General features: G+C 62.6%; 18 protein-coding genes. 9 read left to right on the top strand and 9 right to left on the bottom strand.

The features are described from left to right. Window positions 1–146: 146 nt before the first annotated feature. Together MU846_RS09080 and MU846_RS09075 are read left to right on the top strand one after the other, a co-directional pair. Window positions 147–2,027, top strand: coding sequence for an ATP-binding cassette domain-containing protein (locus MU846_RS09080; RefSeq protein ID WP_246951889.1), 1,881 nt, complete (start codon window positions 147–149; stop codon window positions 2,025–2,027). 131 nt (window positions 2,028–2,158) lie between these two features. Next, the gene (locus MU846_RS09075; protein ID WP_246951887.1) at window positions 2,159–3,526 is read left to right on the top strand and encodes a succinylglutamate desuccinylase/aspartoacylase family protein; all 1,368 of its coding nucleotides are present in this window, start codon (window positions 2,159–2,161) and stop codon (window positions 3,524–3,526) included. Window positions 3,527–3,573: 47 nt separating this feature from the next. Here the strand turns inward: MU846_RS09075 and MU846_RS09070 are convergent, their stop codons facing one another. The 3 genes from MU846_RS09070 to MU846_RS09060 all read right to left on the bottom strand — a co-directional run bounded on the left by MU846_RS09070 (window position 3,574) and on the right by MU846_RS09060 (window position 5,374). Next, the gene (locus tag MU846_RS09070; protein ID WP_246951885.1) at window positions 3,574–4,176 is read right to left on the bottom strand and encodes a malonic semialdehyde reductase; all 603 of its coding nucleotides are present in this window, start codon (window positions 4,174–4,176) and stop codon (window positions 3,574–3,576) included. A gap of 59 nt (window positions 4,177–4,235) precedes the next feature. Next, window positions 4,236–4,601: a DoxX family protein gene (locus tag MU846_RS09065; protein ID WP_306799331.1), complete on the bottom strand. Its 366-nt coding sequence runs from the start codon at window positions 4,599–4,601 to the stop codon at window positions 4,236–4,238. Window positions 4,602–4,672: 71 nt separating this feature from the next. Beyond that, complete coding sequence (locus MU846_RS09060) at window positions 4,673–5,374, bottom strand: pirin family protein (protein WP_246951883.1); 702 nt, start codon at window positions 5,372–5,374, stop codon at window positions 4,673–4,675. A 115-nt stretch (window positions 5,375–5,489) separates the two neighbouring features. Between MU846_RS09060 and MU846_RS09055 the strand changes: the two genes are divergently transcribed. Continuing rightward, window positions 5,490–6,380, top strand: coding sequence for a LysR substrate-binding domain-containing protein (locus MU846_RS09055; protein WP_246951881.1), 891 nt, complete (start codon window positions 5,490–5,492; stop codon window positions 6,378–6,380). Between the two features lie 96 nt (window positions 6,381–6,476). Next, a complete protein-coding gene (locus MU846_RS09050) occupies window positions 6,477–7,802 on the top strand; it encodes a condensation domain-containing protein (protein ID WP_246951879.1) in 1,326 nt (441 codons plus the stop codon). A 269-nt stretch (window positions 7,803–8,071) separates the two neighbouring features. Here the strand turns inward: MU846_RS09050 and MU846_RS09045 are convergent, their stop codons facing one another. Continuing rightward, the gene (locus MU846_RS09045) at window positions 8,072–8,653 is read right to left on the bottom strand and encodes an HNH endonuclease (RefSeq protein WP_246951877.1); all 582 of its coding nucleotides are present in this window, start codon (window positions 8,651–8,653) and stop codon (window positions 8,072–8,074) included. 814 nt (window positions 8,654–9,467) lie between these two features. Between MU846_RS09045 and MU846_RS09040 the strand changes: the two genes are divergently transcribed. Continuing rightward, window positions 9,468–11,057: a GMC family oxidoreductase gene (locus MU846_RS09040; protein ID WP_246951875.1), complete on the top strand. Its 1,590-nt coding sequence runs from the start codon at window positions 9,468–9,470 to the stop codon at window positions 11,055–11,057. Window positions 11,058–11,421: 364 nt separating this feature from the next. Here the strand turns inward: MU846_RS09040 and MU846_RS09035 are convergent, their stop codons facing one another. Next, window positions 11,422–12,759 carry a DegQ family serine endoprotease gene (locus MU846_RS09035; protein WP_246952095.1) on the bottom strand — a complete coding sequence of 446 codons (1,338 nt, stop codon included), beginning with the start codon at window positions 12,757–12,759 and terminating at the stop codon, window positions 11,422–11,424. 188 nt (window positions 12,760–12,947) lie between these two features. After that, a complete protein-coding gene (locus MU846_RS09030; protein WP_246951872.1) occupies window positions 12,948–13,631 on the bottom strand; it encodes a class I SAM-dependent methyltransferase in 684 nt (227 codons plus the stop codon). A 161-nt stretch (window positions 13,632–13,792) separates the two neighbouring features. On the opposite strand from MU846_RS09030, the gene MU846_RS09025 reads away from it, so the two are divergent. Next, complete coding sequence (locus tag MU846_RS09025; protein WP_246951870.1) at window positions 13,793–14,995, top strand: CaiB/BaiF CoA transferase family protein; 1,203 nt, start codon at window positions 13,793–13,795, stop codon at window positions 14,993–14,995. A 278-nt stretch (window positions 14,996–15,273) separates the two neighbouring features. Here the strand turns inward: MU846_RS09025 and ybaK are convergent, their stop codons facing one another. Together ybaK and MU846_RS09015 are read right to left on the bottom strand one after the other, a co-directional pair. Beyond that, window positions 15,274–15,759 (bottom strand): Cys-tRNA(Pro) deacylase, encoded by a 486-nt coding sequence (gene ybaK, locus MU846_RS09020; RefSeq protein ID WP_246951868.1) that lies wholly within the window; start codon window positions 15,757–15,759, stop codon window positions 15,274–15,276. After that, window positions 15,756–16,073 carry an Mpo1-like protein gene (locus tag MU846_RS09015; RefSeq protein ID WP_246951866.1) on the bottom strand — a complete coding sequence of 106 codons (318 nt, stop codon included), beginning with the start codon at window positions 16,071–16,073 and terminating at the stop codon, window positions 15,756–15,758. Before MU846_RS09015 ends, ybaK begins: the two co-directional genes overlap by 4 nt. 280 nt (window positions 16,074–16,353) lie before the next feature. Between MU846_RS09015 and MU846_RS09010 the strand changes: the two genes are divergently transcribed. After that, a complete protein-coding gene (locus tag MU846_RS09010; RefSeq protein ID WP_246951864.1) occupies window positions 16,354–17,565 on the top strand; it encodes a serine hydrolase domain-containing protein in 1,212 nt (403 codons plus the stop codon). 202 nt (window positions 17,566–17,767) lie between these two features. After that, a complete protein-coding gene (locus MU846_RS09005) occupies window positions 17,768–20,716 on the top strand; it encodes an ankyrin repeat domain-containing protein (RefSeq protein WP_246951862.1) in 2,949 nt (982 codons plus the stop codon). Between the two features lie 10 nt (window positions 20,717–20,726). Here MU846_RS09005 and MU846_RS09000 read toward each other — a convergent pair whose 3' ends face one another. After that, window positions 20,727–21,722 (bottom strand): helix-turn-helix domain-containing protein, encoded by a 996-nt coding sequence (locus MU846_RS09000; protein ID WP_246951860.1) that lies wholly within the window; start codon window positions 21,720–21,722, stop codon window positions 20,727–20,729. Between the two features lie 222 nt (window positions 21,723–21,944). On the opposite strand from MU846_RS09000, the gene MU846_RS08995 reads away from it, so the two are divergent. Next, on the top strand, window positions 21,945–23,693 hold the full coding sequence (locus MU846_RS08995; RefSeq protein ID WP_246951858.1) for an N-acyl-D-amino-acid deacylase family protein: 1,749 nt from the start codon (window positions 21,945–21,947) through the stop codon (window positions 23,691–23,693). The last annotated feature ends 72 nt before the right edge of the window (window positions 23,694–23,765 follow it).

Genomic DNA, 23,765 nt, shown 5'->3' with positions numbered 1-23,765 from the left:
CTGGCCGAAACGGAATCCAGCCAAACATAGCATAGCCACAGGGGGCGGAATGTAACTGCGTCACTACAATGCTACACTGCTGCGCCGGAAATCCTGGCCCCAGGCGGCCACGCTGCGCGTCTGGCCTCTGCATCTGGAACCTGCTCATGCTGCTGACCTTGCGTAATCTTCAATTGAGTTTCGGCGCCGCGCCGCTGCTTGAAGATGTGTCACTGATCATCGAAAAAGGCGAACGCCTGTGCCTGGTGGGCCGCAACGGCGCCGGCAAATCGACGCTGATGAAGATCATTGCCGACGAGATCCAGCCTGACGACGGCAGCATCGAACAAGCCCAGGGCCTGCGTATCGCACGGCTGGAGCAGGATGTGCCGCGAGATACCGCCGGTTCGGTATTTGATGTGGTGGCGCAGGGCCTGGGCGAACAGGGTGCACTGCTGGCCGAATATCATCAGCTCACCAGCCAGCTCGGCAATGGCGATGCCGCCACGCTGCAACGCTTTGAAGCGGTGCAGGCAGCAGTGGATGCACATAACGCCTGGGATCTGTCGCAACGGGTCGACACGGTGCTGTCGCGCCTGACGCTGGACGGCGAGCTGGAATTTGCCGGGCTGTCTGGCGGCATGAAACGCCGCGTGCTGCTGGCGCGGGCGCTGGTGCAGGCGCCGGATATCCTGCTGCTGGACGAGCCTACCAACCACCTGGATATTGATGCCATTCACTGGCTGGAAGAATTCTTGCGCAGCTTCAATGCGACACTGGTGTTCATCACTCACGACCGGGCATTCATCCGGGCACTGGCCACGCGCATCATCGAGCTGGATCGCGGCCGCCTCACCAGCTGGCCGGGAGATTATCAGAAATATCTCGACGGCAAACAGGCGGCGCTTGAGGCCGAAGAGCGCGCCAATGCCGAGTTCGACAAGAAACTGTCACGGGAAGAAGCCTGGATTCGCCAGGGTATCAAGGCGCGCCGCACGCGCAACGAGGGCCGGGTGCGCGCACTCAAAGCGCTGCGCAATGAGTTTGCCGCACGCCGCAATCGCCAGGGCACGGCCACGCTGACGGTGCAGGATGCGACCCGCTCCGGCAAGCTGGTGATCGAGGCCGAGCATATCAGCCACAGCTTCGGCGAGCGACGCATTATTGATGATTTTTCCATTACCGTACTGCGCGGAGATCGCATCGGCATCATCGGGCCGAACGGCTGCGGAAAATCCACATTGTTGAAAATCCTGCTGGGCCGGCTGACGCCGGAGCAAGGTACGGTGAAAGTGGGCACCCAGCTTGAGATCGCCTATTTCGATCAGCTGCGCGACGCCCTTGATGAAGAAAAAACCGTGCTGGAGAACGTCACCGAAGGCAGCGACATTCTTACCATCAACGGCCAGCCCAAACATGCGATCGGCTATTTGCAGGAATTCCTGTTCGAGCCGTCGCGGGCACGGCAGCCGGTAAAATCGCTCTCCGGCGGCGAGCGCAACCGGTTGTTGCTGGCACGCCTGTTTACCCGGCCGTTCAACGTGCTGGTGCTGGATGAGCCGACCAACGATCTGGATGCCGAAACACTGGATCTGTTGGAAGAGCAGCTGATGCAATTCACCGGCACGCTGTTGCTGGTCAGCCATGATCGGGAATTCATCGACAATGTGGTCACCAGCACGCTGGTGTTCGAGCATGGCCGTGTGAATCAATATGTGGGCGGTTATCAGGACTGGCTGCGCCAGCGCCCGCCGGCGCCGGAAGAAAAAAAGCCGGCAAAGCCGGCCGAGCCGCCTGCGGCCAAGCCCGCCGCTGCCACCCCGCCCGCACGCAAGCTTTCCTATAGCGAACGGCTCGAACTGGAAAAGCTGCCCGGCGAAATCGAGCAGCTGGAGGCGGATATTGCCGCGCTGCACACACGCATGGCGGAACCGGATTTCTACCAGCAGGCACCCGCCGAGATCGCCCAGGCACAAGAGAAACTGGCCAGCCTGGAGAGCACGCTTGAAACGCGCTTTGCCCGCTGGGAAACCCTCGACGCACTCTGAAGCAACGCTACAGCAAACGCTGATCACCACACGCTTGTCATCGGCCTGTACGATAGGCAAGCGGTGCGGGTGAGGAACACCACACCGATTTATCACTCCAACACGCTCGATGCAGTGTTTCAGGAGACCTCATGAAAACCATCCGAGGCGCCGTGTGCGGCGCGCTGGCTTGCGCTGCCAGCCTCAGCTGGCCGGCACTCGCCACCGAAGTGGAAGATGACGATGCGGCACAGCCGGCGCCGCTACAGGTGATTTCCACTGCTGCGCCTGATGCCGCTGAGGTCACGGAAGTGGACGGGCGGCCTGCGCCGCTGGCGCTGCTCGGTGATGCGGTCAAGGCGGGCGAATTCGACACGCTCTACTGGGCGCCGGCACAAACCTTCGCCTCCATTGCCACCCCGGTGCCGGTGCTGGTGGCCCACGGCAGCCGCCCCGGCCCGACCGTCTGCCTGACGGCGGCCATTCATGGCGATGAGCTCAACGGCATCGAAATGGTGCGCCGCCTGATGTATCAGCTGGAGCCAGCCAATCTCAGCGGCAGCGTGATCGGCATTCCGATTGTCAATCTGGACGGTTTTCGCCGCGGCGAGCGTTACCTTGCTGATCGCCGCGATCTGAACCGTTACTTTCCCGGCACGCCGACGGGCAGCTCTGCCGCACGTGTGGCGCACTCGCTGTTTTCCGAAATCATCGTGCATTGCCAGTTTCTGGTGGATCTGCACACCGGTTCACTGCGCCGTGTGAACCATGCGCAGCTACGAGGCGACATGACGCAGCCGGAGATTGTCGAGTTCGCACGGACATTCGGCGGCATCACCGTGTTGCATGGCACAGCCGCCAGCGGCACCTTGCGCGGGGCAGCCGCCAAAGCCGGAATTCCCACTGTCACCATGGAGGCCGGCGGCCCGAACCGGCTGGAAGAAGACGCGGTGGACAGCGGCGTGAAAGCGATCGAAACCATGCTCGACAATCTCGGCATGCGCAAGACGCGGCGCTTCTGGAGCTCACCGCAACCGGTGTTTTATGAATCCCAATGGCTGCGCGCCGATCAAGGCGGCATCCTGATGTCGAAAGTGCGGCTCAATGAACAGGTACGTCGCGGCCAAGTGCTGGGCACCGTCACCGATCCGGTCACCAACACCGGCAGCGCCATCATTGCGCCCTTCAATGGCCGGCTGCTCGGCATGGCAGAAAACCAGGTGGTGCATACCGGCTTTGCGGCCTATCACCTGGGCGTGGAGAAAGCGCCGGAGGAGGTGCAGCAGGAAGCCGCACGGGAAGAAGCTGCACGTGCCGCGCAGGCAGTGACCGACACAGATGCGCCGGCCACTTCGGATGACGGCGCCGCCACACTGAACGATGCGGCAGCCGATGATGCGGCAGCCGATGACCTCGATGGCGGAGAGCCGCCCGCCGCTGGCGCAGAACCAGAACCGGAACCGGCGCCGCAACCAGAGCCGGCGCCGGAACCGGAGCCGGAAGACCACAACGCCGAATGACGATAACGGCTGTGCGCGCCGAAACGCCAGCGCACACAGCCCGGCACTTACAAAATCTCCGCCACCTCGTCAAAACCGGGGCGCGGGCCACGCGGATACAGTTTCTCGGCAACGCCGTAACCGACATTGATCAGCAGATTGGTGCGGCACTCGGTGCCGGCGAAAAATTCCTGATCCACTTTCTGTGCATCAAAGCCGGACATCGGGCCGGCATCCAGCCCCAGCGCACGCACGGCCATGATCAGGTAGGCCGCCTGCAACGAGCTGTTGCGAAAAGCGGTGGCATCGCGCAGTGCCTGATCGCCGGCAAACATGTCACGTGCCGCAGGCGCGGCGGGGAAGAGCACCGGCAAACGCTCGTGAAAGGCATGATCGGAGGCGACAATAATGGTGACCGGAGCAGCCTCGGTTTTCGCCTGGTTACCTTCAGCGAGCAGCGGCACCAGCCTGGCTTTGGCGGCAGGGCTTTTGATGAATTTCAGCCGCATCGGAAAGCAGTTCATGCTGGTTGGCCCCCACTTTGCCAACTCATAAAGGGCTTGTAGCTGCTCATCGGACACTGCACGATCCTGCCACTGCACGTGGGTGCGCGCCTCGGTGAAAAGCTGTGCCAGAACATCGTTCGCCAACACCGGATCAGAAAGGCTCATTGATCAACTCCGTAGAAAAAATGAATGCTGGCGGCGGTTGCCGCCAGCGACATGGGGGATTACCAGCGCCAGCCCAGCTTGTGATCGATACTGATACGCCCGGGGCCTGCGGCGGCCAGGATCAGCAAACCACCAGCGACGGAAATATTCTTCATGAATAACAGCTGTTGCACATAATCGCTATCTGCATGGAACAGCAGCGCCGCCAGTATAGTGAATATCGCCAGGCCCGCCGAGGCCACTCGTGTGAGCAGGCCGAACACGATCGCCAGGCCACCCCCCAGTTCCGCCAGAATCACCAGCGGCAAGAGCGCACCGGGCACGCCGACAGAAGCCATATATTGCTGCGTGCCTTCGAAGCCGCCGATTTTGTCATAGCCGGCCAGCACGAACATCAATGCCAGCAAGAAGCGGCCAGCGAGCAAAATCCAGGGTTGAGCTTGTCCATTTTGAGTCTCCAGTTCAGTTCGTTTTTTTGGGTAAGGGTTGAAACAATTCAAGGCAGATATGGCGCCTGCTCGGGCAGATCGAACAACAACGTCTGGCTGTTTTCCCCTGCCTGCGATAGCAGCTCAGGCTGCCCGTACACGGTCGCGGCGTCGCCGCCGCGCAATACGGTGTCGCCGACCCGGCGCTCGCCGCGTATCTGATGCAAATAAAACAGCCGACCTGCCGCGATCGCACGTTCTTGCCACACATCGCCTCTCAGCAGCCACAGCCGCGCATCCTGACGCAGCACCAGGCTGCCGTTCTCGCCGTCGGGGCTGGCGATCAGCCACTGCGCCACATCGCTGGCGGGCAGCTCCTGATAGCGCGGCGTGCCGCCGACACGATCCGGGCGCACCCAGATTTGCAGAAAATGCAGCGGCTCTGTCTGCGAGGCGTTGTATTCGCTGTGCTCGATGCCGCTTGCCGCGCTCATCACCTGCACGTGGCCGGCCGGCAGGGTGGCCACATTGCCCTCGCTGTCGCGGTGCGCAATGGCGCCTTCCAGCACATAGGTGATGATCTCCATATCGCGGTGCCCGTGCGCGGGGAAGCCGGCGCCCGGTTTGACGCGATCCTCGTTGATCACCCGCAGCACCGACACGCCCTGATAGCGCGGATCGTAGTAGTGGCCGAACGAGAAACTGTGGCGACTATCCAGCCAGCCCAGCTTCACATGGCCACGCTGGTCGGATTTCAGAATGTTCTGCATGGGTCTGTTCCTCCCTGCTGATTGATGAAAACAAGATAATACGCAGCCTGGAGAACTTGAACCGGTCAAACATGACGCATAACATCAAAAAAACTGAACAGTGGTGAGGCGCCCCATGTTGAACCTGGATGCGTTACAAGTGCTGGATGCCATCGCCCGGCGTGGCAGCTTCGCCGCCGCCGCTGCGGAGCTGGATCGCGCGCCCTCGGCGGTGAGCTACAGCATTCAGAAGCTGGAAGAGGATGTCGGTGCGCTCCTGTTCGACCGCTCCGGGCGCAAGGCGCGGCTGACCGCCGCCGGCGAGCTGCTGCTCCACGGCGGCCGCCAACTGCTGCAACAGGCTGCCAATCTGGGGCAGCAGGCACGCGCACTGGAAACCGGCTGGGAGAGCCGCATCACCGTGGCGATGGACGTGATTTTCCCCCCTTCCCTGCTGTGGCCGATGGTGCAGCGTTTTGATGGCGCTGCTCCCGGCACCACGCTGCGGCTCATCAGCGAGGCACTGGGCGGCGGCTGGGAAGCGCTGGCCGAGGGCCGTGCGGCTATTTGTATCGGCGGCCGCCCGGACAGCACGCTACCAGGCGTGCGGGTGCAGGAAATCGGCCAGTCGCAGTTTCTGTATGTGGCCAGCCCGGATCACCCGGCAGTAAAAATGGGCCGGCTGGATAGCCACCAGCTCAGTCGTTTCCGTGGCATTGCCGTGGCCGACACCTCGCGCAGCAACCCGGCGCGCACTATTCGCCTGACGCACTTGCAACCAACGCTGACCGTCAGCGATTTTCAGAGCAAGGCCAGCGCATTGGAAGCCGGGCTAGGCATTGGCACCTTGCCGGTGAATATCGCCCGGCCACTGCTGGACAGCGGCCGGCTGGTGCTGCTGCAAGTGGACACACCGCCAGCACCGTTCCCGGTTTATATGGGCTGGCGCGTGGACAGCGCCGGCAAGGGGCTGCGCTGGCTGATCCGCCATCTGCCGGAATATCTCACCGCCAGCGCCACGTTATGAGCCTGCCGGCGAGCCGCTACCGTCGCGGCAGCCTGTCGGGCCCGGCGCGCTGACGATAGAATCGGGCCATCACCGGCACTACCAGGGAGGGCAGCCATGCGTGCCTCGTTGCCGAAACAGTTTCCACTCAATGTCTACGATGAACTGCTGCTGCATCTGGACAACCCTGCGTCACCGCTGGGCCAGCAGCTGGAAGTGCGCGTCAGCGGCCCGCTGGACGAGGAACGTCTGAGCCGCGCCATTCTCGATGCCGCACACCGGCACCCGATGATGCGGGTATCGCTTGCGCCACCCGTGGCAGGCTCGACCGACTACCAGTGGCGGCTGCATGACGAACTTGTACAAGCCCCGCTACGGGTGATTCACGACTGCCACGAGGAAACGCTGCACGAGGCGCGCACGGCGCTGCACAGCTCACCGATTCCGCTGGCAGAGCCGCCGCCGTTCCGCTGCACGCTGGCGCATTGCGGTGGCGGGGGCGACGTGCTGATGATCAACCTCAGCAATACCGCCAGCGACGGCGTCGGGCTATATCGCTTCCTGGTATCCATATTGCGCGCCTACGCCGGCCTCGGTGACCCGCAACCGCAGCAAGATCTGCTTGCCGCGCGGGAAGCCGGCCGCGAACCGGATCAGCGGCTGCTGAGCGACGGCTTCAACCGGCTGAACCGCCTGCTGGAAATGCTCGGCACCACGCTGAGCCCACCGGCCCGTATCGCCACGGCAGGCAAGGAAGACGATACCGGCTTCAGTTTCATGCCGGTGCGCTTCAGTGCGGCGCAGACCGCCCACCTGCAAGCGCTGCGCTGCGGCGGTGCGACTATCAATGATCTGCTCGCTGCTGCCTTGCATCTCGCGATCCAGCGCTGGAACACCGAGCACGGCCAATCAACCGGCCGCATCAGCATGATCATGCCGATGAACACCCGGCCAGAAGCCTACCGAAACGAGTTGGCCAGCAATCTCTCAATGTGGGTGAACGTGATATCCCGTGCTGGCGAGCGCACAGATTTCGATCAGCTACTGGAGGCCATCACGCGCCAGACCAGCAACCTGAAAGAAAGCGTGACCATGGCGGTGCTGGTGGATCTGATGCACGAGCTGCGCGGCCTGCCCGCCTGGATGCGCCAGGCGATCCCGGCACTGCTGCCGTTGAGCGGCAACCGTATCGGCAGCACTACCGCACTGGGCAATCTGGGCGCGATCCGTTCGCCGCTGCCGGCGGGCAGCGACGTCGCGCTGCGGGAGCTGTGGTATTCGCCCGCCTGCCGAATGCCCATGGGCCTGGCGCTCGGCGCGCTGACGCTGGACGATCACCTGCATCTGTCGTTTCGTTATCACCGGCAACAATTCAGCCGCGAGGGCGCCTGGGCCTTCGCCGAGATATTCCTGGATATTCTCAACCCTGGCGCCAGGCTTTGAACCGAGCAAGGAACACACGAGGACGACACAGGTTGTCGGGTTGGCTGGCAGGCATCACAACAATGTCATCTCAGCGAATGACCGTACACCCAAAATACCTACACTGGCGGCTCAGCTAACAGCATGGCTGAGGGTCTGGAGAGTGTCCCTCCCAGATCTGGAGTGTATTCTCCGTGATAGCTCTCCCGAGCAAAAAACTTCTGGCGCTCCATTGGAGCGCCGTTTTTTTACCTCTCATTCTTACTCTGACCCGAGCCACGGGCGCCAGCTCACGCCGCAGGCAAGGCCCCTTCCAGCCACCGGCTCTGCCGCGAAAACTGGCTGCGCAAAAACTCCATCTGATCGCCGCGAATACGGTGGCTGTTGATCAGCGCCAGATACTCCGCCATGTTCGGCACATACGGCAGCGCCAGCAGCTCCAGGTTGCTCTCCTCCAGCAACCGGTTGCCCTTGTGCTGGTTGCAGCGCCGACAGGCGGCCACCACATTCAGCCAGGTATCGCGGCCGCCGCGTGAAGTGGGCACGATGTGATCGCGCGTCAGCTGACCATCGTCGAAACTCTGGCCGCAATACAGGCAGGTGTTCTGATCGCGGCGAAACAGGGCGCGGTTGGTGAGTGGCGGACGCGTGCGCGGGTGCGGGTTGAGGCGGCCATTGCAGGCAATGATGGAATGCAGCTGCATTTCCGAGCGCAACCCCGTGCAGCGCGACACGCCACCGCGCACCCGGTAGATCACATCGCCCAGCGTCCAGGTCACCAACCCCCTGGCGTAAAGGCAGGCGGCATCCTGCCAGTGCAGCCATTCCATTGGCTTGCCGGCGATATCCAGCCTGAGAATACGTGCGGACATATCAGCTCCCGTTGCAACCCGAACCGCGCTTTACCCGCCAGCGGCTGCCTGCCTCGAACGTGAGACAAACGCAGCGGCTTCTGCGCTGCTCAATCAGAGCGCAGAAACATGACTACCGCATGGCAATGAGCCGCTTCCGTGCTGCCTTCGCGAGCCGGGCCGCAGCCACGCATCAGCCAGCTGCCGGAACACCGGATGCCTTGCACACACGGAGCAGGCGTAAACGCTGTATCAGCCAGGCACAGGCGGCCGCGTTTCACTTTATGCTCGCTTGACTCACCCGCACGGTTTCGACCGGGGAAAGCACGTTGCGAGCGCGGCCCGCACCCTTTTAGCCTGGCTGCGGAAAATTCGTGCGCCCGGCCCTGGCCATGGGCCAGCCCGGCGCTGGTCGCCACACGCTGGTCAGGCACTGAATCAGACACTGAACAGGCGGCGGCGCAACGAAAGCTGCCGAAATAATAACCATGCTGTTCACATTATCACAAGCTCAGCGCCTTCTGTTGCGCTGACAAAGTGCGAAAAAGTGCACCACACGGATACCGGCATTTTGCCAGCCACGGCAGATTTTCCGGGGGTGTGATCAATGCCGAGCAAACCAGGTGCGTCGGGTGCTGCAAGGGAGAAGCGCCCGTCTGCCTGCGGCCCTGGCAAATCGCGCTATCGCATATTGCGCTATCAACAGGGACGCTATGGGTGCTGGCATATTGACCAAACGGTCACAAATAGAGTTCAGTGAACAGGTGTGTCTGCCTACAATACAATGTTGTCGGGTTTGGCTTGCATTGCTTTCTACATTACAGGATTCCACGTTATGTCATTCGATTACCTCATCATTGGCGGCGGCTCCGCCGGTTGTGTGATGGCTGAGCGCCTGTCACGCAATCCGAATAACAAAGTGTGCCTGCTGGAAGCCGGCCCAGATGACAACAGCCTGCTGGTACGGATTCCGGCGGGTATCATTGCCCTGATGCGCTCCAACAAGCGCAACTGGCGGTATTACACCGCGCCACAAACCGAGCTGCATAACCGCGAGCTGTATATTCCGCGTGGCAAGACACTCGGTGGTTCCAGCGCGGTGAACGCCATGATTTATACCCGTGGCCATCCGTGGGATTACGACCACTGGGAATCACTGGGCAACGCTGGCTGGGGCTGGAACGACGTGCTGCCGATCTTCAAGCGCAGCCAGAATCAGGAACGCGGCGCCAGCGAGTTTCATGGGGTCGGCGGCCCGCTCAACGTGGCAGATCTGCGTTATCACCACCCGGTCAGCAATGCCTTTATCAAGGCCTGCGCCGAGGCCGGCCTGCCACTGACCGATGATTTCAACAATGCCACCCAGGAAGGCGTCGGCTTTTATCAGGTAACGCAAAAAGACGGCGAGCGCTGGGGCGTGGCGCGCGGCTATCTGCATCCGGCCATGGAGCGCAGCAACCTGACGGTCATTACCGCCGCCCGTGTCAGCCGGCTGATCCTGGACGGCAAGCGCGTGATCGGCGCTGAATACACACGCAAGGGCCGTGCCGAACGCGTTGAAGCCGGCGAAACCGTGCTGTGCGGCGGCGCTATCAACTCACCGCAAGTACTGCTGCTCTCCGGGATCGGCCCACGGGAGGAACTGGCACGGCACGATATCACTGTGCAACACGAGCTGCCGGGCGTGGGTGAAAACCTGCAAGATCACCCGGACGTGCTGCTGGTGCAGCGTTCGCTGATCAAGGATGCCCTGAGCCTGTCACCGTTCGCACTGCCGAAACACATCAAGGCGCTGTGGCAGTTCGTGCGGCATCGCAATGGCCCACTGACCTCGAACGTGGCGGAATCCGGCGGCTTTATCAAATCACGTGCAGAAGAGCCGATCCCCGATCTGCAATTGCATCTGACCGCTGCAATGCTCGACAACCATGGCCTGAACTGGCTGTTTGCAATGGGCTGGGGTTATTCCGCACACGTTTGCATCCTGCGCCCGAAAAGCCGCGGCCGCATCACGCTCAACAGCGCCAACCCGAGCGACAACGCAGTGATCGACCCGCGCTTCCTGACGCACCCGGACGACATGGAAGCCATGGTGCGCGGCGCCAAGATCATTCGCGATGTGCTGCGCCAGGAGGCGCTCAAGCCCTGGTGCGGCGACGAAGTATTCCCCGGCAAGGCGGTGCAGAGCGACGACGATTATCGCGATTTCCTGCGCCGCAAGTGCGACAACATCTACCACCCGGTAGGCACTTGCAAGATGGGTATCGACGATATGGCCGTGGTGGCACCGGACAGCCTGCGTGTGCATGGGCTGGAGGGCATTCGCGTGGTGGATGCCTCGATCATGCCGACGCTGATCGGCGGTAACACCAATGCTCCAACGGTGATGATTGCCGAGAAAGCCGCGGATCTGATGGGCGTTTAAAAACGGCAAACGGCGGTGGGCTACCCCACCGCCGCTGCCTGTATGACACACGTTGCTTACGGCTTACTGCATCACTGCTTACGGCATCACTGCTTTACTGCCGTCGTCATGCTGCGCACTCTCGGCTGCATCTGTTTCACGCGGCCGCTCTCGCAGTGGCTTCCTGCGATACTCTCTTCAGCATGCTCCTTTGACCTGCCCCTCTCGCGCCTTTCTTTGCTATCTTCCTTCAGCGTCTTGCCGTGATGCCCTTCTTTGATACCTTCCTACAACACAGTACTTCGATAGTTTTCAGGCGTTTCTCTTCGGCAGCTTTACCCGAGCACCCACACGATACAGCCGTGGGATACTCGGGTGCGGCATGTCAGCGAATCACCACATAAAACATTCCGCCAGAGCGGTTCAGCCGCAGCAGCAGGGCAGCATTCTGATCGGGCACCGCAGCGCGCAGCTGATCCAGGTTTGCCACATCACGGCGGTTGACATTGATGATCACATCGCCGCTGCGCAGCCCGGCACGCCAGGCGGCACTGCCGTTCTCCACGTCTTCTACCAGCACGCCGCTGCTGGCGTAATCCAGCTCGCCGTCGCGCAGGTCACGAATGCTGGCCCCGCGCAAGTGCGCCGATACCGTCTGGCCGTCAGCACTCTTGCCGCCGGTTTCACGAATCACGGCCACTACCTGACGCTTCTTCCCGTCGCGCAGGATATCCAGCCGGATCTGTTCGCCCACTGGCGACAGGCCAACACGATTGCGCAGATCAGCCGCTCGCGTAACCGGCTTGCCATCCACCGCCGTGACGATATCACCCGGCCGCAGCCCGGCCTCGGCGGCGGCGCTGCTTTCCAGCACCTGGCTGATCACCACACCGCTTTTTTGCGCCACATCGAATGCTTCGGCCAGCTCAGGCCCGAGATCCTGCACCGTCACACCCAGCACGCCACGCCGCACTTCGCCGTGTTCGATCAGCTGCGTCATGATGTTGGTGGCCATCTCGGTGGGGATGGCAAAGCCGATACCCACGTTGCCCCCTGCCGGCGCAATGATGGCAGTGTTGATGCCGATCAATTCACCGCGCAGATTCACCAGCGCACCGCCGGAGTTGCCGGGGTTGATGGAGGCATCGGTCTGGATGAAGTTTTCGTAGCCGTCGATGCGCAGCCCGGTGCGGCCCAGCGCCGAAACAATCCCCGAGGTGACGGTTTGCCCAAGCCCGAACGGGTTGCCAATGGCGATGACAAAATCACCCACGCGCAACGTGGTCGAGTCGGCAATCCGCATCTCGACAAGATTGCCGGCATCCACTTTCAGCACTGCCAGATCGACGCCGCTATCAGCACCGATCACCTCGGCCTTCAAGGTGCGGCCGTCCACCAGCGTCACTTCGACTTCGTCGGCATTGCGCACCACGTGCGCGTTGGTCAGCACGTAACCATTGGCGGCATCAACAATCACGCCCGAGCCCGCGCTGCGGGTGCGGCGCTCCGGTGCCTCGCCCGGCTGCTGCTCCGGCAAATTGAAAAATCGGCGGAAGAACGGGTCTTGCATCAGCGGGTTCTGGTGCGCACGCACCCGCGCATAAGTGGCGATGTTGACCACCGCTGGCGACACCTCCTCCAGCATGGGCGCCAGCGACGGCAGCACTTCGCCTTCTGCGGTAGCGCGTGGCAACGCTGCCTGCGCCGGCAGGCTGACCAGCATCGCCAGTAAACACAGGACAGCCGGCACCGGCAGGCGCCAGAGATGATCGGCTCGCAAAATGATTACCTCCTGATTCGGCCGGCATATCGCCAGCATCTGTATGGATAAAACCACCCCAACAATAACCGCTTCGACCGGCACCATGGACGCAGGTTCCTGATATCACGCCCTCGGTGCATCGCGCCCTCTTACCCGGCCGGGCAGTGAAACAGGCGCACCTGATTATATTCGTGTGCCTCGCCCAGATCCGGCCAGGTGCATGATTCCACCGCGCACAGCTTTTCATAGCCGGGCGGATCAAGATCGTGAATGCGGGAATCGGCCAGCAACACCGCAGGCGCCCTTGCCCCATTGCGAAAAACGTCCAGCAGGCCAAGGTTATCCCGATCGTAAAGAATATCCGCAGCGGTGATCACCTCGGCCTCGTGCAGGCAATCCTCCAGCGCGGCGCAGGTCGCTATTGTCAGCCCGTTGAGCGCGGCATTGGCTTGTACGGCGGCGCGGGCATCGGCATCGATATCGCAAGCAACCACACGCCGCGCACCAGCCTGCGCTGCCGCCAGTGCCACCACGCCGGAACCGGCTCCCACATCCACTACCGTGCGCCCGGCCACCGCTTGCGGATTATCCAGAATCCAGCCGGCCAGCACCTGCCCGGAGGCCCAGCAGAACGACCAGTACGGCGGTTCCTCCATCAATGCATTGATGGTTTCCGGCGCCAGTGGCTGGTGTGCCAGCGTATCGGCAACCAGCCACAGGCGCAGCACAGCAGCGCCGGGTGGAGAAGTCACTGCCAGCGCGGCCTCCGGCAGCAATGCGGTGAGCCGGCGCGTCAAATGCACCGGCGCTGTCAATCCTGATGGCGCTGTCATAATCTGCCCCCCTTGTTCATCGTGACTGGCGCCATGATACCCGGAGTTTTCGGGCCGCCAGCCCGGCCCCGTTGGGGGCAGAAGGATAACAAGACCCGGCCCCTTTGCCTGCTGCCGCGTCGTGGGCCGGGGCAATCAAGAAGGCGTGAAGGAGACTGCGCATGTCCACCGAATCTCGCCTGCCGTTGGCAGGTATCCGCGTGATCGAGCTGGGCCAATTGCTTGCCGGGCCATTTGCCGGCGCCCTGCTGGGCTATTTTGGTGCTGAGGTCATCAAGATCGAGCCGCCCGGTGGTGATCCGATTCGCAACTGGCGCAAGCTTGACGAGGGCGGCACCTCGTTCTGGTGGCGCAGCCTGGCGCGCAACAAGAAATGCGTGACGCTGGATCTGAAACAACCGGAGGGCATTGCACTGGCACGCCAGCTTATCGAAAGTGCTGATGTGGTGATCGAAAACTTTCGCCCCGGCACCATGGAAAGCTGGCAGCTCGGCCCGGAAGATTTTCGCGCTGACCACCCTCGCCTGGTGTATGCGCGCATTTCCGGCTACGGCCAGAACGGCCCCTACGCGGACAAACCCGGCTTTGCCTCGGTATGCGAAGGCATCGGCGGTTTGCGCCACGTCAACGGCGTGCCGGGCGAGCGCCCGGTGCGCCCCAATCTCTCCATTGGTGACACGCTGGCCGGCATCAATGCCGCACTGGGTATCGTGCTGGCGCTGTTCGAGCGCGAGCGCGGCGGCACCGGGCAGGTGATCGACGTGGCGCTGTTCGAGGCGGTGTTCAATCTGCTGGAAGCGGTGATCCCCGAGTTCGACGGCGCCGGCGTGGTGCGCGGGCCTTCCGGCTCCACCGTGACCGGTATCGTGCCCACCAACACCTATCTCTGCGCAGACGGCCGTTACGTGATTATCGGCGGCAACGGCGATTCGATTTTCAAGCGCCTGATGCTGGCCGCGGGGCGCGAGGATCTGGCCAATGACCCCCGGCTGGCCAACAACGCCGGGCGCGTTGAGCACGAGCAGATGATCGATGATGCGCTCTCCGTCTGGTGCGCCAGCCTGGACAGCAGCCGCCTGTTGCAACGTCTGGAAGATGCGCGTGTGCCCGCCGGCCCGATCTATTCCGTGGCCGATATGTTCAACGATCCGCACTTTCACGCACGCGGGCTGTTCGAGCAGGTGGAGATCAACGGCAAGCCCCTGCGCATCCCGGCGATGATGCCGAAGCTCGACGGCACCCCCGGCCGCACCCGCTGGCCAGGGCCGGCAATGGGCTCACATAACGAGGAAGTATTACGGGATGGGCTCGGGCTGGACGCCGGCACCTGGGAGGCACTGAAAAAAACCGGCGTGATCGCCTAGCCGCGATATTTTTTCGTAGCGCGTGGCGTGCAGCAGATAAAATGCGGGCTCTCTCTATCGCTATCGCGCCGGTGTCGATCAGTTTCTGCAACCTGACAGCGCGCCGCTCAGACTGGCGTCCGAGGCGGGCATGCAAGACGGAGCTTGAGGCGCTCGCCTCCCGCAGATTCGCCCGCGGCATGAGTTCGATCAGGAGCTGTCCTGCGCCGGATCAGCCAGCCTTTCAAAACGGGCTGGCCTCACATGGAAAAACAGCTTGCGCACCAAAGCCGCAGCGGCTACGCCCGCCTGATATCCGCAAACCGTGCCGCCAGCTGCGCCGCCAAGTCGTCGGGTGTGAGTTCCAGCTCCAGCCCGCGCCGCCCGGCACTGATGAAGATTGTTTCGAAGTGCTGCGCACTGGCATCAATGACAGTAGGCAAACGCCGCTTCTGCCCCAGCGGGCTGACGCCACCCAGCACATATCCTGTGCTGCGGACTACCCGATCCGGTGTCGCCAGCCCGACTTTCTTGCAGCCCAGTGCCTTCGCCAGCTGCTTCAGATCAAGCTGGCCTGCCACCGGCACGATGCCCACCGCCAGCGCGCCGCTGTCGTTCTCTACTACCAATGTCTTGAACACGCGGCCAGCCGGCACGCCCAATCTGGCCACCGCCTCCGCGCCCCACGCCGCGCCGCTACATGAAGATGCTTCCCCAGCATGGGCGTACTGATGAATCCGAAATGCCACACACGCCTTTCTCAAGGCGTCGATCGCGGGTGTCACCAGGCGATGCGCCGCGTGAGAATATCCTTGAACATGACGAAATCACCAGCAAGGCTGTAGAACGGGTGCTTGAAGGTGGCGGGCCGGTTCTTTTCAAAGATGAAATGCCCGACCCAGGCAAAGCCGTAGCCAAACACCGGCACCACCAGCAGCAACCAGGGCGTGGCGCCCAATACCACCGCCAGTACCAGCGCGATCACACCCAGAGTGCCGAAGAAATGCAGACGGCGGCAGGTCGGGTTGCTGTGCTCCTGCAAGTAGTAAGGGTAGAACTCGGCAAATGACTGAAACCCGCTTTGCTTGATCGTATTCATGCTGCTTCTCCCTCGGCGCACGGCGCGCCGGCGCTGTTGTTATCTCTTTTGATGCGGCTGCCAGCTTCCGCATTCAAGCCCGCTGGCCGCCGATAACCCCATGACTATATTAGAAAAATGCCACAGCCAGGGCTTGTATGCATCCGCTATTGACCCAAAATGCCCAAAGGATGTCATCCGGCGGCCTGCCACCCGCCGGGCTGGCGCCGTAGAATCCAGCAAAATCAGTGCGCTAGCGCTTTCCGCCAGCGCGCCACCTTGACTGGAGACGCTTCCCCCCATGGCCCTGCCACTGCCCCGTCTACGTTTTGCCGCGCCCCGTGCCGCCCCTGCCCCCGCCGACCGTGGCGACGAGGCCGCACCCGAGCTGGGCGGGCTCTCGCCAGCAGCCATCAACAGCATCCAGCGTGGGCTGGCCGGCATCTACCGTACCGGCATGTCGCCCGGCGTGGCCCTGGCGCTGCGCCGAAATGGCGAGCTGATATTCGATCGCACCCTGGGTATGGCCGACCGGGAAGCTGGCACGCCGCTTACCGTAGACACTCCGATCTGCCTGTTTTCGGCCTCCAAAGCGGTGACCGCGATGCTGGTCCATCATCTGGCCGAGCGCGGCCAACTGGATCTGCACCAGCGCGTGAGCCACTACCTGCCCGAGTATGGCCAGGCGGGCAAGCACCGCACCACCTTGATGCATGTGCTGACACACCGTGCCGGCGTGCCCCGCATCCGCGAGCCGGTATCACCCGAAGACCTGTTTGATCATGAGCGCATCATGGCGCTGATGTGCCGGGCCAGGCCGGAAAAACCCGGCCGCCAGCAGGCTTATCACGCCATCACGGCAGGCTTCGTGCTGGGCGAAGTGATGGAGCGCGTCACGGGCGAGACGGTGAACGACATTCTCGACCGGGTGATCCGCAAACCGATGGGGATGCGCTATTTCCGATTTGGTCTTGGTGACGAGGGGTTGCCGGCAGCAAAAAATGCCGCCACCGGCCTGCAATTGTCGGCCGTCGATCGTTTTCTGACGCATGCGGTTGGCGGCGGGCTGGGTGAGGTCGTCGATGTCTCGAACGACCCTCGTTTTCAGCAAGTCACCATTCCGGCGGGTAACTTGTACGCCACGGCAGAAGAGGCAACGCGTTTTTTCCAGATGTTGCTGGACGACGGCCGTTATCAAGGCCAGCAACTGTTCCGCCCGGAGACGGTGCGCATGGCCACAGGCCACACCGGTCGTGGCGGGCGCCTGGACCGGACGCTGATGCTGCCACTGGAATTCTCGCCTGGCTTCATGCTCGGCAGCCGTGCGCTGAGCGTCTACGGGCCGGGCACTCCGAACGCGTTCGGGCACCTTGGCTTTATCAATATCTACTGTTGGGCCGACCGTGATCGCGCCCTCGCCGGCAGTCTGCTGACCACTGGCAAGGGCCTGCTCGGGCCGCTGCTGCCGACGATCGTACGCCTGCAACACAGGATCAACTCGGCGACTCGATAGCAGCGCAACCCTTTCTCCTTTGAAGACATAAGCACGCATCAGGCGACATGCGCTGCTGCGTGCTCTGAGCCGGCGCAGGCTTCTTCAGCAACCCCCAAATGGGGTAAGCAAGCTCGCGGCTTTATAAATATCCTTCCGGTTTTCGCAGGCGCACCTTTTTTTGCTACAAATATTTTTTGGGGATCTGAACGCGGGGGAAAATATGAACATGAAAACGGTGGTGGCCGGCCTGATGCTGCTGACCGCCTTGAACGGCTGTGTCAGTCTGCAAAAAGCTTCACGCACCGGCAACGTCGACGCACTGGTAAAAGCGCTGGATGGTGGCAAGGACGCCAACACACTCAATAGCCACGGGCGCCCGCTGCTTACCATCGCTGCTGCCCACGGCCAACTGGCCGTCATGCGTACACTGATCGAACGCGATGCTGATCTGGAACTACCCGACCAGCAGGACATGCGGCCATTGTTCGTAGCCGCCGCTGCCAACCAGCTGCCCGCAGTGCAGGAGTTGGTCGTCGCTGGTGCCGATCTTGAAAGTCTCAATACCGCCGCCGAGTTAACCCCGCTGATGCCTGCCACCGAGCAGGGCTACAAGGCGACGGTAGAATATCTGCTGGCCCGTGGGGCAACACCCACCACCGTGGCGGCGGACGGCCAGACCGCACTGAGCCGGCTGGCACGCCGGAACCCGCAGAGCAGCCAGAGCGATATCCTCGGCACCGCCCGCACCCTGGTAACCCACCTGCGGGATCATAGCGGCAACCCTGCTGTGGTTCGTTACCTCGATCATCAGGATGCCAGTGGCTACACCGCACTGCACCGGGCAGCACAGAGCAACAACGCAGAGCTGACGGCCTTCCTGCTACAACAGGGTGCCAGCCCTCTGCCAACCGCGACGCTGCCAGACCAGACTGAGTTCCAGGCACTCGACCTCGCTCTCGATACGCCCAGTGGCCTCGCGGGTGTCCTTGCGAACACGCGCACGGGGCTGCGAGCCCTGACGACCCGAAGCGCCAATACCAGCACGTCACCGGAGGAACCAGCCAATGCGGAGCCTGACATCATGGGCTGGAGCGTACTGCACAGCGCCGCGCAGCATTGCCAACCCGGCAACGAAGTATTCCGCTCGGTACTCGCCGCGACCACGCAGCCTGCAGTAGGTAGCAGCGACGAGCAGACGGTGCTGCATCTGCTGGCGCGCTGCCATGAAGATATGTCCGACGACGTGCGTCTGCTGCTCGAACGCGTGAGAACACGCGGCACTCGTCACGCATTAAAGGCCTACCTGGATACGCCGGCGCCGCGCACCGGGGAGACAGTGCTCTACATGGCTACCGCCACCCAGCGACCGGCGCTGGTCAACGTGTTACTGGCCGCGGGCGCCACACCTGATAAAACCGGCGCCAGCGGTGAGCGCCCCCTATTTGCTGCCATCCGGCACGGCAATACCGAGCTGGTCACTGCCCTGCTGAAAGCCAAGGCCAGCACCGAGCAGCCGGATGAGCAAGGCATTCATCCGCTATCGCTGGCCGTGGAACTGCGCCATGCACAGATTGCCGAGGCGTTGCTGGCTGCCGGCGCCCGACCAAACGTCCGTCTCCCGGATAGCCGCACGCCTCTGCATCAAGCTGTCGCCAGCGGCCAGGCAGAGGTAGTGAAAGCATTGCTCGCGGCACGCGCCAATCCAAACCTGACCTTGGTGGACTCCGAGGAAACACCACTGCACCTGGCCATCGCACAGGGCAATCTGAATGTGGCTGATCAGCTGCTGTCTGCCCGTGCTGCGCCCAGCCCGCGGCGGGCAGATAGAGCGACGCCGCTGTCCATGGCGCTGGCAGCGGGCAACCTTGATCTGGCCCGCCTGCTGCTGGCGCGCGGCGCCAGCCCCGACCTGACCTTTGACGACAACGATACGCTGCTGCACCGGGCTGCCCGGGATGGCAACGAGCCCGCTTACGAACTGTTGCTGGCGTTTGCGGCCAACACAACCCTCCGTAATGCCGACGGCAAAACCGCCCTGACATTGCGCACTGAGCGCCTGGAAGCAGAGCGCAAGGCGTTTCTCGCCGGTCTGGAAAGCGCCGGCCGTTGCCTGGAAGCCAATAATCCACAATGTGCCAGCTCGGCACTGGCCGACATCCAGCCACTGATCCGTGACCCGTCCCAGCAATCGCTGTGGGACCAGACGCAAGCTGATGTACAGGCCGCTGCGCAGCGCCTCGCCGAGCTGCGTGCCGCCCAGGAAGCCGAGCGTCAGCGGCAGGAGGCAGAAGCCAAGCGCCGGGCCAGTGAAGCGAGAACCCGAGCGTTCATGGCCATCGCTGGCACGGCCTATATCGCCTCGAATGCCGACGAGCTGGGCTCTGACAATGCCGGCCGCATGATCAACGCCTGGAATCAGGATGTGCTCAGCGGCGATGCCGGCATGACCAGCATGCGGTCACTGCAGCAGAGCATCCAGCAGGAGAATCAACTCCGTCATGCGGAAGTCATGCGCCGGCTTGCCGAACAGCAAGAGCGGGAACGTCGCGAGGAAGCCGCACGACGTGCTCAGGTAGAACGAGAGGCCCAGGCATTGCGCGCCCAGCAGGCGGAACAGCTCGCCATGGCAGCGCAATCCAGAGCTGCCGCAGAGCAACAACGACAACAGGCAGAGCGGGAGCGCGCCGAACAGGAACGCGTGGCCGAGCAACAGCGTCGAGCCGAGGCGGCCGAGGCGGAACGGCAGCGCCGGGCCGCAGCAGCGACCGCCGAGCGTGAGCGTCAGGCGGAAGAGCGCCGGCGAGCAACGGAGCGCCTGGAACAGGAGCGACGTCAGGCCTACCAGAACTGGTTACTGCAGAAAAAGAATGGCACGCGCCTGGGCGCGAAATCCTGCGACGGCAAAGACCAGCCCTATCGTCTTGTTGGCACCTTGCCCTCCATTCCCCTGCCACCGATTATCAGCCATTACACGGCCTGCGTGACGGTGTTTTATGAAGCACGCTGCCCCGGCACGCCGCGCGGCGCGGGCCTGCGCGGGTCCCAATACAACTTCACCGGGATGGGGGCGGGATGCCTGAGCGCGGAGGGACAAATGTCCCGGACACTTCCGTGTGAGGACCGGGACGTCATTGTCGAGACACTGGATGTGACTGCCTGCGGCGGTTGAGCCAATCCGCTCAGCGGGGGCGGCGCGCCTGTCGCCACTCGCTGGGGGATTGCCCGGCCCATGTGTGAAATGCTCGGCTGAAGGCGGCAACATCGTCGTAGCCGAGGTTCAATGCCAGTGTCGTGATGCCCATGTCCGTGCGCGCCAGATACTCGCAGGCCAGGGCATGGCGGGCCTCGCGCAACAACTGGCCGTATGGTTTCTGCTCGTGCTTCAGCCGCTGCTGCAAAGTGCGAGGATGCAGGCCGATCATGGCCGCCACTTGCGCCAGCGAGCACTCCCCGGTGGGCAGCAATGTCGTGATCACCCGGCTCACCTGGGGCGCCAGCCCGCCCGCTTCATATTCCGCCTGCCATTGCCGCGTCAGCCGCTCTCTCAATGCCGGGCTCATCGCCACCGGGCGAGCAAGCAGCGCAGCAGGAAAACGCAAGCTGTTGAACGGCGCGCCGGTGACGAGGCTGCCTTGCAGCCCGGCCTTGCGCCGCAGCAGCGTCTCGTCCACCGGCAGGCGCAGCGTGACGCCCTCGGGCGGCAGCGGCACTGCCTGCACCTGTTGCAGGCCCTGTAATAATTGCAGCACGCTGAGTGCGCCCAGCTGATCGCAATCTACCTCGGCCTCGAACGCGAACCCCAGCCGCAGCACCACCTCGTCGCCTTCAAGCCGGCGTGTCAGCTGCACGCCATGGGCATGAAAATCCATATGCCGGATCAGCAGTTGCATGGCTTCGCCAATGCTCGGCTGCAAACACAAAAATGATGCCAGCGGGCCGAGCACCTCCAGCCCCTGTCGCAGCCCCAGCCGCACACCGAAATCAGGCGCGGCACAACGGTGCGCCGCCAAAGTCAGCAACTGTGCCAGCGCCGGATAGTGCACGTAGAGATCGGGATTGCTGCACAGGGTGGCAGGCAACCCCGCCTCGCGCAGCAAAGCGCCGGGATCGCCGCCCAGCTCTTGCACCAGTTCGTCAAACCCCTGCAAACCACCACTGCGGGCGAAATATCGCATCAGGTTTTCCTTTTTGAGACGTGGTTTTTTGCTTTTGAGGCGTGCTTTGAATCGTGACTTTGACTCGTGCCTGCGAGCCGTTGCCTTGAGCTTAACCCCGTCCCTTGAGATCAAGCCATTGCTCCGACTCGCAAAATATCAAGCCTGCACTCGCCAAATGTCAAGCGTACGGGCGTCCCAGCGCCTACGCTGTAGCTACCAATCCGGGCTGGGAAAACAACAATGACACAGCATTACGACATCATCTTGCGTAACGGGCTCTACTTTGACGGCACTGGGGCACCAGCGGCGGTGCGCCATCTGGGAATTCGCGACGGGCGCGTCGCTTGCGTCAGTGACACGCCGTTGGAAGAACACGGCTGCCCAAACGTGATCGATGCCACCGGCCGCTGGATCACCCCGGGCTTTATCGACATGCACACGCACTACGATGCGGAAATCATCGCCGCGCCTTCGCTGTCGGAATCTGTCCGCCACGGCGTCACCACGGTCATGGTCGGCAGCTGCTCGTTGAGCATGGTGTGCAGCGAAGCAGAGGACGCCTCGGACATCTTCACCCGCGTTGAAACCGTGCCGCGTGAAAAAGTGCTGCCGCTGCTGCGCCAGCGCAAGACCTGGTCGACGCCGGCGGAATGGGTGCGCTTCGTCCGCCAGCAACCGTTGGGCCCGAACGTGATGTCGATGCTCGGCCATAGCGACCTGCGCGTGGCCACCCTCGGCCTGGTGCGCGCCACCGATCCCGCTGTAGTGCCCAACGAGCCGGAAATGCAGCAGATGGAAAATGTATTGAAAGAAGCGCTGGATGAGGGGTTTGTGGGCCTTTCCACCATGTGCCTGAAATGGGACAAGGTGGACGGCGACCGTGCCTGGTCGAAAAGCCTGCCCAGCACCTACGCTCGCTGGCGCGAGCTGCGCCGCCTGAACCGACTGCTGCGGGAGCGTGACCGTGTGCATCAGGGCGCGCCGAACGCCGCCAACCCGCTTCAGATCACGCAGTATTTCCAGCAGACGCTGGGATTGCTGGGCAAACCACTGCGAACCACGCTCATCACGCTGATGGACCTGAAGGGCAACGCCACCACCCGCCCGCTGGCGAAGCTGGTATCGTGGGCAGCGAACCTGCTGGGTGGCGATTTCCGCTGGCAGCTACTGGCGACACCATTCACTGTCTATGCCGATGGCATTGATGTGGTGTTCTTCGAGGAATTCGGCGCTGGTGAGATGGCGCTGGATCTGAAAGAGCAGGTGCAGCGCAACAAGCTGTTGAAGGACGAAAAATATCGGCGCGACTTTCGCAAGTTCTATGGCGAAAAACTCAGCCCACGCGTCTGGCAGCGGGATTTCGGTGATGCACTGGTGCTGGATTGCCCCGATCCGACGCTGATCGGCCGCGATTTTGCCGACATCGCCCGCGAGCGCGGCGTGCATGTGGTCGATCTGTTTCTGGATCTGGTGGTCGAGCACGGCCGCAAATTGCGCTGGTACACCACTCTGGGCAACCACCGCCGTGATGTGCTGCAACGGATGGTGACCGATGAACACACGCTGATCACTTTCTCCGATGCCGGCGCCCACCTGCGTAATATGGCGTTCTACAACCTGCCGCTGCGTTTTCTGAAACTTATTCTCGACAGCCACGCCGATGGCGCGCCGATCATGTCGCTGGAAAAAGCCATCTGGCGCCTGACCGGTGAACAGGCGGACTGGCTCGGCGTGGAAGCCGGCCGCATTCGCGAAGGCGATCGCGCCGATATCGTTGTTATCAATCCCGAGGCGTTTGACCAGGACCTCACCGCCGTGAGCTGGGCCGACATGGAAAATTTCGGCCTACAGCGCCTGGTGAATCGCAACCCCGGCCTGGTGGAGCATGTGCTGATCAACGGCAAGCAGGCAGTGCGGAACGAGGCGCTGGCGCCGGAGCTGGGTACCGTTACCGGGTTTGGCACTTTCCTGCCCGCGCTGCGGCATTGATTCAAGCTCAAGCCCGGTCTTGCGGGCCGGGCAGCACGCCGGCCGGAGAAACGGCGCGGGATATCTGCCAGA

The organism is Alcanivorax quisquiliarum, from assembly GCF_023051175.1.
In the GTDB taxonomy this organism is placed as follows: domain Bacteria; phylum Pseudomonadota; class Gammaproteobacteria; order Pseudomonadales; family Alcanivoracaceae; genus Isoalcanivorax; species Isoalcanivorax quisquiliarum.
This window is presented reverse-complemented; position numbering and strand designations above follow the sequence as displayed.